The 13,315-nt window shown below is 66.6% G+C and carries 13 protein-coding genes; 3 read left to right on the forward strand and 10 right to left on the reverse strand.

Annotated features, from left to right (window positions below; genetic code table 11):
- The first annotated feature begins 9 nt into the window (after positions 1–9).
- Positions 10–615 (forward strand): class I SAM-dependent methyltransferase, encoded by a 606-nt coding sequence (locus HMPREF3167_RS02850; protein WP_062612143.1) that lies wholly within the window; start codon positions 10–12, stop codon positions 613–615.
- On the opposite strand, the gene miaA is transcribed toward HMPREF3167_RS02850, so the two are convergent.
- From miaA to pgsA, 8 genes are all read right to left on the reverse strand, one after another.
- Positions 579–1,508, reverse strand: a complete 930-nt coding sequence (gene miaA, locus HMPREF3167_RS02855; RefSeq protein WP_068538405.1) for a tRNA (adenosine(37)-N6)-dimethylallyltransferase MiaA — start codon at positions 1,506–1,508, stop codon at positions 579–581. The two genes, HMPREF3167_RS02850 and miaA, sit on opposite strands and share 37 nt — an antisense overlap.
- Positions 1,505–3,034, reverse strand: a complete 1,530-nt coding sequence (gene miaB / locus HMPREF3167_RS02860) for a tRNA (N6-isopentenyl adenosine(37)-C2)-methylthiotransferase MiaB (RefSeq protein ID WP_143601944.1) — start codon at positions 3,032–3,034, stop codon at positions 1,505–1,507. The genes miaA and miaB overlap by 4 nt, the downstream gene beginning before the upstream one ends.
- A gap of 61 nt (positions 3,035–3,095) precedes the next feature.
- Entirely contained in the window at positions 3,096–3,641 is a 546-nt protein-coding gene (locus HMPREF3167_RS02865) for a regulatory protein RecX (RefSeq protein WP_083200508.1), read from the reverse strand.
- Positions 3,641–4,684, reverse strand: a complete 1,044-nt coding sequence (recA, locus tag HMPREF3167_RS02870) for a recombinase RecA (RefSeq protein WP_062612136.1) — start codon at positions 4,682–4,684, stop codon at positions 3,641–3,643. The genes HMPREF3167_RS02865 and recA overlap by 1 nt, the downstream gene beginning before the upstream one ends.
- Positions 4,685–4,943: 259 nt before the next feature.
- Positions 4,944–5,156 (reverse strand): DUF3046 domain-containing protein, encoded by a 213-nt coding sequence (locus HMPREF3167_RS02875; RefSeq protein WP_070445401.1) that lies wholly within the window; start codon positions 5,154–5,156, stop codon positions 4,944–4,946.
- A complete protein-coding gene (locus HMPREF3167_RS02880) occupies positions 5,153–5,524 on the reverse strand; it encodes a helix-turn-helix domain-containing protein (protein ID WP_276786553.1) in 372 nt (123 codons plus the stop codon). Before HMPREF3167_RS02880 ends, HMPREF3167_RS02875 begins: the two co-directional genes overlap by 4 nt.
- 109 nt (positions 5,525–5,633) lie before the next feature.
- The gene (locus HMPREF3167_RS02885) at positions 5,634–6,119 is read right to left on the reverse strand and encodes a CinA family protein (protein ID WP_070445404.1); all 486 of its coding nucleotides are present in this window, start codon (positions 6,117–6,119) and stop codon (positions 5,634–5,636) included.
- Positions 6,106–6,681 carry a CDP-diacylglycerol--glycerol-3-phosphate 3-phosphatidyltransferase gene (pgsA, locus tag HMPREF3167_RS02890; RefSeq protein ID WP_236698624.1) on the reverse strand — a complete coding sequence of 192 codons (576 nt, stop codon included), beginning with the start codon at positions 6,679–6,681 and terminating at the stop codon, positions 6,106–6,108. The genes HMPREF3167_RS02885 and pgsA overlap by 14 nt, the downstream gene beginning before the upstream one ends.
- 51 nt (positions 6,682–6,732) lie before the next feature.
- Between pgsA and HMPREF3167_RS02900 the strand changes: the two genes are divergently transcribed.
- Positions 6,733–7,995 (forward strand): CapA family protein, encoded by a 1,263-nt coding sequence (locus HMPREF3167_RS02900; protein ID WP_148132193.1) that lies wholly within the window; start codon positions 6,733–6,735, stop codon positions 7,993–7,995.
- Here HMPREF3167_RS02900 and HMPREF3167_RS02905 read toward each other — a convergent pair whose 3' ends face one another.
- Positions 7,996–10,563, reverse strand: a complete 2,568-nt coding sequence (locus HMPREF3167_RS02905; RefSeq protein WP_068538409.1) for an FtsK/SpoIIIE family DNA translocase — start codon at positions 10,561–10,563, stop codon at positions 7,996–7,998.
- 131 nt (positions 10,564–10,694) lie between these two features.
- Between HMPREF3167_RS02905 and HMPREF3167_RS02910 the strand changes: the two genes are divergently transcribed.
- Positions 10,695–11,597 carry a 2-hydroxyacid dehydrogenase gene (locus HMPREF3167_RS02910; protein ID WP_062612124.1) on the forward strand — a complete coding sequence of 301 codons (903 nt, stop codon included), beginning with the start codon at positions 10,695–10,697 and terminating at the stop codon, positions 11,595–11,597.
- Here HMPREF3167_RS02910 and HMPREF3167_RS02915 read toward each other — a convergent pair.
- Complete coding sequence (locus HMPREF3167_RS02915; protein WP_062612122.1) at positions 11,594–13,270, reverse strand: ribonuclease J; 1,677 nt, start codon at positions 13,268–13,270, stop codon at positions 11,594–11,596. The two genes, HMPREF3167_RS02910 and HMPREF3167_RS02915, sit on opposite strands and share 4 nt — an antisense overlap.
- Between the last annotated feature and the right edge of the window lie 45 nt (positions 13,271–13,315).

A 13,315-nucleotide genomic window follows, 5' to 3' on the forward strand; every position in this document is an offset into this window, starting at 1 on the left:
CGTTAGGCCGTGAGCGAGCACTACTTTTCTTCCCATCCCACCTCTGATTCGGCGGTGCGCCAGATCGACGTCCGCCTTCTGGGTGAAGACTACCGCGTGAGCACCACCGCCGGGATTTTTTCACCACAGGGCCTGGATAAGGGCACCGCGGTCCTCCTCCACAAGACGCCTTTGCCCGAACTACCCGCCGGCTCCACCATCGTCGACCTCGGCTGCGGCTGGGGCCCGCTCACCCTCGCCCTCGCCCGCCACTACCCGGCTTCCACCGTGATCGGCATCGACGTCAACGAGCGCGCCCGCGCGCTCACCGCCAAGAATGCCGACGACGCCGGCCTTGCCAACGTCCGCGTGGCCGAAGGGCCCGACAACGCCACCGCGCACATCGACCTGCTGTGGTCTAACCCGCCGATCCGGATCGGCAAGGAGGCCCTCCACGAGCTGCTCACCACCTGGCTCGTACGCCTCGCCCCCACCGGGGTGGCCTACCTCGTGGTCCAGCGCAACCTCGGCGCCGACTCCCTCGCCTCCTGGCTCACCGAGCAGGGGTTTGCCACGTCGAAGCTGCGATCACAGAAGGGCTACCGGGTGCTCGAGGTGCGCCCGAGCGCGCCGTAGGCGGCTCGCGCCACCTCGCTCAGATCGCCTTCCACGTCGATCCACGTGATGCGCGGGTCGCGCCCGAACCACGTGCGCTGCTTCTTGGCCAGGCGCCGGGTAGCCTGAGCGACCGACTCGACCGCCTCGTCCACGCCCATCTCGCCGTCGATGACGGCGATGGCCTCCGCATACCCCGTAGCCTTGCGTGCCGTCTCCCCCTCGCGTAGCCCACACTCAAGCAGGGCGCGAGTCTCCTCGAGCAGCCCGCCAGCGAACATTTTCGCCGCCCGCTGCCCGATCGCCTCGTTCAGCACCTCGCGCTCGCGCCGGACCCCGAGCATGACGACGTCGTCGTAATGGCTGGTGTGGCGCGGAAAGACGGGGGTGTAAGACCGGCCCGTCAGGCGCACCACCTCAAGCGCGCGGATGACTCGCCGCGGGTTTTTCAGGTTGATGGTCTGCGCGCTCACCGGGTCGAGGTCGCGCAACTCCTCGATGAGCGGGCTCAGGCCGCTCTCGGCATGGACGCGCTCGAGCTCGGCGCGGATCTTTGGGTCGGTGCCCGGGAAGTCGAGCTCATCGAGCAGGCCGGAGACGTACAGGCCCGAGCCGCCCACCACCATCGGGATCTTGCCCCGGCCCAGGATCGCCTCGAGTTCGGCCCGCGCGTGGCGCTGGTAGCCGGCAACGGACGCCACGTCGGTCACGTCGAGCACGTCGAGCTGGTGGTGTGCGATACCGCGCCGCTCTTCTACGGGTAGCTTGGCGGTGCCGATGTCCATGCCGCGGTAGAGCTGCATGGCGTCAGCCGAGATGATCTCCACCTCGCCGGGCCCACCCAGCAACTCGGCTAGCTCGAGCGAGAGCGCGCTCTTGCCTGCCGCCGTGGACCCCACCACCGCGATGATCACGATCGCGGGCGGATGGTCGGCAGTCCAAGTCTGACGGGCGCGATGCCCGCGGCCTCATTGGCCAGCTCGGCGCGGCGCTTGACTCCGCGCTCCCAGGCATCCCCGGCGCGCGTGCGGCGAATCGAGAACGTGCCGCCCTCGAGGGCCGAGTCGGCCAGCAGGTGGTGGGGAGCACCATACGTGACGGTGGCCCGCACGCAGTCGCCCGGGCGCGGGCGCTCCGATTCCAGCAGACCCTCCGGCAGGGCCACGTGGACCAGGCGGTTGTCCTCGGCGCGGCCCGTCACGCGCTCGGTCGCCCCATCCTTGCGACCCTCACCCTCGGAGATGAGGACCTCCACCGTGGTGCCTTCGAGCGCCTTCGCGTCCTCGGCGCTGATGCGCTCCTGGAGGGCGACCAGCCTGTTGAGCCGGTCCTTCGCCACCTCCTCCGGCACCTGGTCGGCCATGTCGGCCGCCGGGGTGCCCGGGCGCGGCGAATAGATGAAGGTAAAGGCCGAGCTGAAGCGCGAGGCCTCCACCACGTCGAGCGTGGCCTGGAAGTCCTCCTCGGTCTCTCCGGGGAAGCCCACGATGATATCGGTGGTGATCGCGGCGTTCGGGATCTTCGCCCGCACGCGGTCCAGGATCCCAAGGAAGCGCTCGGAACGGTACGAACGGCGCATGGCCCGCAGGATCCGATCCGAGCCGGACTGCAGGGGCATGTGAAGGGAGGGCATGACGTTCGGGGTCTTAGCCATCGCGGCGATCACATCGTCAGTGAAGGCGGCCGGGTGCGGTGAGGTGAAGCGCACGCGCTCCAGGCCCTCGATCTCACCCGTGGCCCGCAGCAACTTGGCGAACGCGCCGCGGTCACCAAAACCAACGCCATATGAATTGACGTTCTGGCCGAGCAGAGTCACCTCGATGGCACCCTCAGCCACCACGGCCTCGACTTCGGACAGGACCTCCCCCGGCCGCCGGTCCCGTTCCTTGCCGCGCAGGTGCGGCACGATGCAAAACGTGCACGTGTTGTTACAGCCCACCGAGATGGAGACCCACGCAGCGTAAACCGACTCGCGATGCGTGGGCAGGGTGGAGGGGAAAACCTTGAGCGACTCCTCAATCTCCACCGCCGCCTCATCATTGTGCCGGGCGCGCTCGAGCAACGCGGGCAGCACGTCAAGGTTGTGGGTGCCCAGGACGACGTCAACCCACGGCGCCTTCTCCACGATCCCGCCACGCAGCTGCTGGGCTAGGCACCCGCCCACGGCGATCTGCATGCCGGGGCGCTGACGCTTGACGGCCGCGAGCTGGCCGAGGTTGCCGAACAGCTTGGTGGCCGCGTTCTCGCGCACGGAGCACGTGTTGATCACCAGTACATCCGCGCCCTCGTCCCCCGCGTCGGTGGCGCGCGCCGCCTTGTCGGGCACCTCGGACACGGGCACATACCCGGCCGCGTCGAGGAGGCCGGCCAGGCGCTCGGAATCGTGGACGTTCATCTGGCACCCGAGGGTGCGCACCGCGTAAGTCTTCAGCTCAGTCATCCCCGCCAGTCTACTGGCAAACGTCCGCGGCCCCACCTCCCACATCTGCGAGATGGCGCACCTAACCGAGAGCCGCCTCCATCGCCTGCCGAATGTGTTCCGGGCTAAACCCGCGCCGGCCGAGCGCGCCATAGAGGCGCCGGCGCTTCTTCTCTTCCTCCAGGCCAGCCATCGATGCCGCCTTCTTGCGAGCAAACGCGATGGCCGCCGCCAGCTCATCCTCCACCGTTATCTGCTCCAGCGCCCGCTGGGCCAGCTCACCCTCCACGCCCTTGGCGCGCAGTTCCTGGGCAAGCACGCGCCGTGTGGTCACCTTCCCCTCGAACTTCGAACGCACGTACATGTACGCAAAGCGCTCGTCATCCACAAGTCCCGCGTCCACGAACGCCTGGAGCGTTGCCTGCGCGATCTCATCGGGCACGAGGTTGCGTTCCATCGCATCACGGAGCTGCCGGCGCGAGCGCTCCTGCGCCGCGAGCAGCCGGTAGCACAGGTTGCGGGCGTAGACGTGCCAGTCCTCTTCGTTGCGGGCCGCCGCCCGCGCAGCCCGGCGCTCCACGAAGTCGCGCCGGCGCCGCGGGCGGGGGTCCTCAGAGTAGTCGACCACTACTCATCAACCTCAGCCATCTCCTCCTCGGTGGCCGCGCCTTCGCCCACCCCGAGCTGGGCCTTGACCTTAACCTCGATCTCCTCGGATATCTCCGGATTGTCCTTGAGAAACTGGCGCACCTTCTCCTTGCCCTGGCCCAACTGGTCACCCTCATAGGTGTACCAGGAACCGGACTTGCGGATGACGCCGGCATCCACCGCCATGTCGATGATGCCGCCCTCCTTCGAGATGCCCTGGCCGTAGAGGATGTCGAACTCGGCCTGCTTGAATGGCGGGGCCATCTTGTTCTTCACCACCTTCACGCGCGTGCGGTTGCCCACCGGCATCGAGCCTTCCTTCAAGGTCTCAATGCGGCGCACGTCCAGGCGCACCGAGGAGTAGAACTTGAGGGCGCGCCCGCCCGTGGTGGTTTCCGGGTTGCCGTAGAAGACGCCGATCTTCTCACGCAGTTGGTTGATGAAGATCGCGGTGGTGCCCGAGGCGGACAGAGCGCCCGTAAGCTTACGTAGCGCCTGGGACATGAGCCGGGCCTGGAGGCCGACGTGCGAATCGCCCATGTCGCCCTCAATCTCGGCCTTCGGCACGAGCGCCGCCACCGAGTCAACCACGATGATGTCCAGCGCACCTGAACGGATCAGCATGTCCGCGATCTCAAGCGCCTGTTCGCCCGTATCGGGCTGGGAGACGATGAGCGCGTCCGTATCCACGCCGAGCTTCTTGGCATATTCCGGATCTAGCGCGTGTTCGGCGTCGATAAAGGCGGCAATACCGCCAGCCGCCTGCGCGGAGGCAACCGCGTGCAGGGCCACGGTGGTTTTACCCGAGGACTCCGGGCCGTAGATCTCAACGATTCGACCCCGCGGGAGGCCGCCGATGCCGAGTGCGACATCGAGTGCGAGCGAGCCGGTGGGGATCACCTTCACGCGCACCTCCGGCGCGTCCCCGAGGCGCATTGCCGATCCCTTACCAAATTGACGATCGATCTGCCCGAGCGCGGTTGCCAGTGCCTTTTCGCGATCGGCGGTTTCCTTCTTTGCCATGTTTCTCCTCACGTATTGGGGCCGTGTGGGCCGGTTGATAGAACAGGTCTTTTTTGGTGTGCGCCCTCCCCGAGCGCCATACCAGCAACGATATGCCCGACCTCCGACATTCTTTTTCTGCACCCCCTGAAATTGGGGTTAGGTGTGCGAAACGAGTTGCCGTGGATAACTTTAGCCGAACATTCGTTCGAGATGGCAAGCTCCCCCGCGTGTCGCGCACAACAAAAGGGGCGACCCCGCAGGATCGCCCCTCTCATTGCTATTTGCTTTTCCTATGCAGGTATTCGTAGGATTCCGGCAGGTCCATCGCCACGCGCAAGGCGTGCCACACCTCCTGCGGATCGGTGTCCGCGATCGCCTCCGCCGCCGGCCGCGACCCCAGTTCCGGGATCACGAGGTCATGTGCGAGGGCGAGGCCACGCACATTCGGAAACGCCCGCTCAACAACCTCCCAAAATTCGGAGTGCCTCATCGAGTGGGCGCGAGCTCACCGGCGAGGAGGGCCTCGGCAGTATCCGGGATGCGAACCCCGGCCGCGCGCGCCGCCTGCATCTTGCGCACCATCGGCGGGGTGCGGCCCTCGGCCACGTCGATGCGGTCAGCAACGAGGCGCAGCACGTGGCTCATGGGGACATTCAACGCGCGGCAGATCGAGTGCAGCAGCTCCGAAGATGCTTCCTTCTGCCCACGCTCAACTTCCGACAGGTAACCGAGGGAGACTCGCGCGCCTGACGACACCTCGCGCAGGGTGCGCCCCTGACGCTGGCGGTAATCCCGCAGGACATCCCCCAGTTCGCGGCGGAACAGGACGGTCTCAGTGCGGGTGGCTTCATTCATCATGTCTACTCTCATTCTGCTAGTAGCCTTCACTCATGGCTAACTTCGCGTCTTGAGAAGATATTCCCATTCGAAGCTGAAAGTTCCCTGAGAGGCTCGTTGGAGTTTACCGCTACTTTGCACTTGCGCGTTCGATTATCCCCAGGGCTTCCAAAACGGCGGCGTTGCGCACCTCATCGCGGTTTCCCGCGAAGTGAAACAGCTCCGACGTCGTGCCCTGCGGCGTGCGAATGCCGATCCACACGGTCCCGGCCTCGTGCCCGTCCGCGCTTCCAGGCCCGGCGACGCCCGTGGTGGCCACGGCGTAGTCGGCGTCGAAAAGTTTGGCCACGCCCGCAGCCATCTGCTCGGCGACGACGCCGTCCACCGGTCCCGTCTCCTCCAGCCGCGCCCGGCTCACCCCGAGGATGACAGCTTTCGCTTCGCTCGCATAGGCGACGACGCCGCCCTGGAAGCACGCCGAGGCCCCCGGCACGGAGACGATGGCCGACGCCACGCGCCCGCCGGTCAAGGATTCGGCCACCGCGATGGTCCTCCCCCGCTCCGTCAGCGAGGCGATGAGGGCGGGGAGGTGGGTGACGGCGTCAGTCCTCGCCAATGTTGCGCGCCTCCCGGATGTATTCGACCGCCGAGGTCAGCGCGAAGAAGAGCGCGATCGCGATGAGCCCGTAGGACATCCACATGATCGCGGTGGCGAGTGCGGAGGGGAGGAACGAGTACCACGGGATGATGAGCATACCCGCGCCCACCGACTGTGCCATCATCTTGATCTTGCCGCCGCGGCCCGCGGACATCACCTTCTTCTTCACCACCACCATGCGCATGATGGTGATGCCGGCCTCACGCACGATGAACACGATCGTCACCCACCACCACAGGATCCCGTGCGCCGAAAGCATGACGAGGGCGGAGATGATCAGGAACTTGTCCGCGATCGAGTCGGCGAGCTTGCCGAAGTTCGTGATCAGGCCGCGGCTGCGGGCCAGGTGCCCGTCGAGCTTGTCGGTGAAGGCGGCGAGTGCGAAGATCGCCCAGGACAGCCAGCTGCGAGCAGGCGTGGGGTCAAGAAACGCCCAGATGAAGACGGGCACCAGCACGAGCCGGAGTACCGTCAATGCGTTTGCGATGTTGACCAAAGGTACCTGACGTTTCTCTTCCACTCCTCTACTGTAGATCATGTCCACGTTAAATAAAGCTCACTGGAGGCCGCGTTGAAAAAGCCCGTCACACTCGCCGCACTGACGATCGTGCTCGCCCTCGGCGCGTGTAGCGACTCAACAGGCTCCGCCTCCTCGCCCACGACGCCGTCTGGCCCGTCCACGTCCAACGCTCCGGCCATGCCCACCCCGACGCCGAGCCCGACGCCGACCGCGGACCCGGAGTACTTCACGGTCAGTTCGGGCGGGGACATCCTTTTGCACCTGTCGGTCAACGAGGCGGCCCGGATCGCCGGGGAGACCTACGACTACACCCCGTACTACGCCCCGATCAAGGATTACATCGCGAACTCGGACGTGGCGATCTGCGCGCTTGAGATCCCGATCGTCGGCCCGGATCAGATGCCCTCGAACTACCCCAACTTCGGCGCGCCTTACGACCTGGCGGCGTCACTTGCCGAGATCGGCTTCGACGGTTGTGCGTTCGCCACCAACCACACGATGGACCGCGGCTTTGGCGGGGTGGAGACCACGATCGAGGCGCTGTCCGGCGCGGGGATGGGCTGGGCCGGCGCGGCCCGAACCCAGGACGAGGCCGAGCAGATTCAGTTCTACACGGTCGAGGGCGTCAACCACACGGTGAAGATTGCCCACATCTCGGCCACCACGCTCACCAACGGCATCCCGATCCCGGACGATCACCCCTATTCGTGGAACGTGGTGGGTGAGCTCGGCTCCCCCGTCGAGACGGTGGTGGAGGACGCTAAGCGGGCGCGCGAGCTCGGGGCTGACATCGTCATCGTCTCCATGCACTGGGGAACCGAGTACGTCTCCGAACCCATCGCCGAACAGGTCGATATCGCCCAGCTCCTGGCCGACTCCGGCGAGGTCGACCTCGTCTTCGGCAACCACTCTCACGTCCCCGAACCGCTCGCCAAACTCCCGGGCGGCCCCACCGGGGACGGCATGTGGGTGGTCTACTCGATGGGCAACCAGATCTCGGGCCAGACGGTGGAAAACCACGGCTACCGCGTCACCACGGGCCTCATCACCACCGCCACGATCGAGGCAAACGACGACGGGGCGGCCGTCGTCGACTTCGACTGGATGGCCGTCACCCAGGACCGGCGCGCCGGCGAAAAGCTACACCCGCTCCTGCCTCTCACGCTCGGCGAATATCCCGAGGACCTGCGCCTGTCGGCCCAGGAGATCGCTGGGCGGGCCGAAGTGACCTACCCCGTTATGGAAACCTCCGGGCCCGAGCGCACCGCTCCACCCGAGGCCACGGGGGCCACGGTCACCAGCTCACGCGAGTAGCTAGTCGCGGCCGGTGAGCTGCCAGGCGTCCTCGTCCGGGTCATCCTCTTCCGGCTCGTAGGCGAGTGGGTCGGTGGCGTAGCGGTCGTTGTTGAGGACGACCGTGCGGTCGGCTGGCACGTCCTCGCTCGCCCCGTCCTCGTCCAGGTCCACGCCCGCACCCGCCTCCCCGTTGGCATACGGGCGGGATTCGGCGTCGGGTTCGCGGGCCACGTCGGCGTCGCCGAAGTCGGCGTCGGCGTAACGGTCCTCGCCCTCGGGATCGTGAAGGGAGACGTCCTCGCCGCGGATCATCGCGAGCACAGTGGGCAGCTGTTCGGGGGTGGCGAGCACCTCGCGTGCCTTCGAGCCCTCCGAGGGGCCGACCACCTCGCGGGCCTCGAGCAGGTCCATCATGCGGCCCGCCTTGGCAAAGCCGATGCGGAGCTTGCGCTGGAGCATGGAGGTCGAGCCGAACTGGGTGGTGACCACGAGCTCGGCGGCCTGGAGAAGGATGTCGAGGTCGTCACCGATCTCCTCGTCGATCACGCGCTTTTCAGCCTTGGGGATCACGTCCTCGCGGTAGACCGGCTGCATCTGGACCTTGACGTGCTTGACCACGGCCGCGATCTCGTCCTCCGTGACCCACGCGCCCTGCACGCGCATCGGTTTCGACGCGCCCGACGGCATGAAGAGCGCGTCACCCATGCCGATAAGCTTCTCGGCGCCCGAGGAGTCGAGGATCACGCGGGAGTCAGCGAGCGAGGACGTCATGAACGCCAGGCGCGAGGGGATGTTCGCCTTGATCAGGCCCGTCACCACGTCCACCGACGGGCGCTGGGTGGCCAGCACCAGGTGGATGCCCGCGGCGCGCGCGAGCTGGGTGATGCGCTGAATCGAGGCCTCCACGTCGCGCGGGGCCACCATCATCATGTCCGCCAGCTCGTCAACCACCACCAGCAGGTAGGGGTAGGGCTGTAGCTTGCGCTCGGAGCCCGGGGGCGCGGTGACTTTGCCGGAGCGGACGGCGTCGTTGAAGTCGTCGATGTGCTTAAAACCGTAGTGGGACAGGTCGTCGTAGCGCTGGTCCATCTCCCGCACCACCCACTCGAGGGCCTCGGCGGCCTTCTTGGGGTTGGTGATGATCGGGGTGATGAGGTGCGGGATACCGGCGTAGATCGTGAGCTCCACGCGCTTGGGGTCCACGAGGATCATGCGCACCTCCTCCGGGGTGGCGCGCATCATGATCGAGGTGATCATCGAGTTGATGAACGACGACTTACCGGCACCCGTGGCGCCCGCCACCAGCAGGTGCGGCATCTTGGCTAAGTTCGCGACCACGAACTGCCCGCCCACGTTCTTGCCCACGGCGACGACGAGCGGGTGGGTCTGCTTGCGGGCCACAGGGCTGCGCAGCACGTCGCCCACCATGACGGTCTCCCGGTCCGTATTCGGGATCTCGATGCCGATAGCGGACTTGCCGGGGATCGGCGACAGGATGCGAACGTCCGCCGACGCCACCGCATAGGCGATATTCTTCGACAGCGAGGTGATGCGATCGACCTTGACGCCCGGGCCGAGCTCCACCTCATACTGGGTGACCGTGGGGCCGCGCGAGAAGCCGACCACCTCGGCGTCCACGGAGAACTCGCTGAAGACACGGGTGAGGGCCTCGACCACCGTGTCGTTCGCGGCGGAGCGTTCCACACCCGGAGGGCCCTCGACCAGCAGGTCGGCGGCCGGCAGGGTGTAGGTGATGTTGGACGATAGCTCTAACTGCTCGACGCGCGGCGGCAGCGGCTCGGGCTTCGGGGCCTTCTTCACTATCTTCCGGGCCGGGCGCGACGGCGTGGGCTCGGGCTCGGGCTCGGGGGCACTGCCCTCAGCGGCCACGACGGTCTCTGCCTCCGAGGCATCGTCGGCGGCGGATTCGATGGTGGCCACCTTCGTCGCCTCGACCTCGGCGGCCGGCTTCTTTCCTCGCCGCACGCGCGAACGCACCGGCTCGGTCAGGGCGACGGTGGGGGCGTCGTCGTCGGCACGGTCCAGGCGAGCCTCGCGGCGGCCCTTGACCCAGTCGATGATGTCGCGCACCGAGGTGTTGAGCGAGAACAGCATGGCGTACACGCCGAGCAACACGAGGAGCGGGACGGCACCCCAGACCGACACGAGCAGGGCGAGTAGCCCGCCGGAGACCAGGCCGACGATGCCGCCCGCGCTCTCCAGGCCTCCAAATCCATCCGAGATCGCCGGCTGGCCCATCGACACGTGAAGAATACCCGTGATCGAGATAGTGAGCAGGGCAAGGCCGATGACGAAGCGCCGGTTCGTGTTGCCCACCGATCGGCGGAAGAGCTTGACCGCGACGCCGATCAGCATGATGGGCACGAAGATGGACAACGCGCCGACCACGCCGGCTGTGGCGTGATGGATGATGTCGCCGAGCAGGCCAGACAGGGAGAACCACTCGCGAAGCGCCACGATGATCGCGAGCGCGAGCATGATGAAGGCAAGCCCCTCGTAGCTGCGCTGCGCCTCTTCCGCGGGCTTGGGTTGCCGTGAATTGACGGGCTTATTCGTCCGAGCCATGTCCCCTCTTTCGTGCATGAATCATCTTGAGCCTAACGGCCCTACCCGAGCGGTGCCCACAGGCGCGCGCAAACGTGGCGTAAATGTGACTTGTTGCCACCCCCGTGATCGGATTGACTAGACTCGAAGCCATGACTGTCTCTGTGAGCATCCCCCAGCCCGAGTTCCGCGCCCTCGTGGAGAGCTACCCCGGGGAGGTGGAGATTGTCGAGTGGAATATCAAGAGCCCCGCGCCGCAGCGCCACATCGACATGGTCCTCACCCCGTTCGTCACGTACAAGCCCGACTTCCGCTTCCTTGAGGGGATGGACGCCTCCCTCATTCAGACCACGTCGATCGGTTTTGACCAGGTGATTGGCCACGTGGGCGACATCCCGCTGGCGAACGCCGCCACGGTTCATGAGACCGCCACCGCGGAGCTCACGCTCGGCCTGCTGCTCGTCATGCAGCGCCAGCTCCAGCGGGCCGTGCGCTCCCAGGACGCCGGCCACTGGGACCTCTTCTTCGCTCCCGGCCTGGCCGACAAGAAGGTCCTCCTCATCGGCTACGGCGGGGTGGGCAAGGCGATCGCCTCGCGCCTGGAGCCGTTCGAGGTGGAGCTGGTCCGGGCGGCGTCGTCGCGCCGCGAGGACGAGCTCGGCACGATCTACGGCCCCGAGGACCTGCCGGGCCTGCTGCCCCAGATGGACATCGTCATCGTCATCGTCCCCGGCGCGGCCTCCACGAATAACATGGTGGACGAGGCGTTCCTCGCCTCGATGAAGGACGGCGCCCTGCTGGTCAACATGGCGCGCGGGGCGGTGGCCGACACCGACGCGCTAGTGCGCCACGCGGACCGGCTGCGGATCGCGTTCGACGTCGTCAACCCCGAGCCACTGCCGGAGGGGCACCCGCTCTACACGCACCCGAACGTGTTCTTCACCCCGCACGTGGGCGGGTACTCGGACGCGCTGTGGCCGCGCCTGGAGGCGCTTCTCCACCGGCAGATCGCCCACTTGGAGAAGGGCGAGCCGGTGGAGAACCGCGTGAACTAGGCTTCGATGACGGTGGGGATGATCATCGGCTTGCGGCGCAACTTGCGAGCCACCCACCGTCCCACCACGCGGCGCATCGCCTGCTGCATCTGGTAGGTGGTGGCCGACGCGTTCGCGATCGACTCGTCGAGCGCCGTGCGCACGTCGGGCAGGATCTCCTCGAACACCGAATCGTCCTCGGCCATGCCGCGCGCCTGGATGTGCGGGCCAGTGAGGACCTTGCGCTCCTGGGCGTCAATGACGGCGAAGATCGCGATGAAGCCTTCCTCGCCCAGCGTGCGGCGGTCAGTCAGCTCGGCCTCCCCGATCTCGCCCACCGAGGAGCCGTCCACGTACACGTACCCGCACGGCACTTCGCCCACGATCGAGCAGTGCCCGTCGATCATGTCGATCACCGAGCCGTCCTCGGCCAGGATCACGTTCTCCGCCGGCACGCCCGTCTTGACCGCGATGGCGCCGTTGGCCACGAGGTGGCGGACCTCACCGTGGACCGGCATGGCGTACTCGGGCTCGAGGATGTTGTAGCAGTACAGCAGCTCGCCCTCGGCAGCGTGCCCGGACACGTGCACTTTCGCATTGCCCTGGTGGACCACCTTCGCTCCCAGCTTGGTCAGGCCGTTGATGAGGCGGAACACCGAGTTCTCGTTGCCCGGGATGAGCGAGGAGGCGAAGATGACCGTGTCGCTCGGGCCCACCGTGATCGACTTGTGGTTTCCGGAGGCGATGCGCGAGAGCACGGCCATCGGCTCACCCTGGGATCCGGTGGACATGTAGACGATCTCGTCGTCGGGAAGCGAATCGGCGTGCTTGAGGTCGATCAGCGTGTCCTCGGGGACGGACAGGTAGCCCAGCTCCTCGGCGATCCCCATGTTGCGCACCATCGAGCGCCCCACGAAGCACACCTTGCGCTCGTACTTGTAGGCGGCGTCGAGCACCTGCTGAACGCGGTGGACGTGCGAGGAGAAGGAAGCCACCACGATCTTGCCGCGCGCCTGGGCGAACACGGACTCGATGACCGGGCCGATGTTCGCCTCCGACGGCACGAAGCCGGGGACCTCGGCGTTCGTGGAGTCGCACATGAACAGGTCCACGCCCTCCTCGCCAACGCGGGCGAAGGAACGCAGGTCGGTGATCCGCCCATCGAGCGGCAGCTGGTCCATCTTGAAGTCGCCCGTGTGAAGGACCGTGCCCGCGTTCGTGCGGATAAACACGGCCAGCGCGTCCGGGATCGAGTGGTTGACCGCGATGAACTCGCACTCGAAGTTGCCGAGGTTTTCGATGTCACCCTCCTCGACCACATGCGTGTAGGGCTTGATGCGGTGCTCAGCCAGCTTGGCCTCGACCAGTGCGATGGTCAGCTGCGAGCCGATAATCGGGATGTCCTCGCGCAGGCGCAGCAGGTAGGGCACGCCGCCGATGTGATCCTCGTGTCCGTGGGTGAGGATGATCGCGTCGATCTGGTGGAGGCGATCCTTGATGTAGTCGAAATCCGGCAGGATCAGGTCCACGCCCGGCTGGGACTCTTCGGGGAAGAGCACGCCACAGTCGACCACGATCATGCGCCCGTCAATCTCGAAGACGGTCATGTTGCGCCCGATCTCGCCAATCCCGCCCAGCGGGACGATGCGGAGGGTGCCGTTCTTAATGGATGGGGGAAGCTTCGTCTTAGTCACCCCACCATTGTCGCATGTTTGGGCGCGGCTTGCTTTCACAGGTGG

The organism is Trueperella sp. HMSC08B05, assembly GCF_001808405.1.
GTDB classification, from domain to species: Bacteria; Actinomycetota; Actinomycetes; order Actinomycetales; family Actinomycetaceae; genus Trueperella; species Trueperella bernardiae.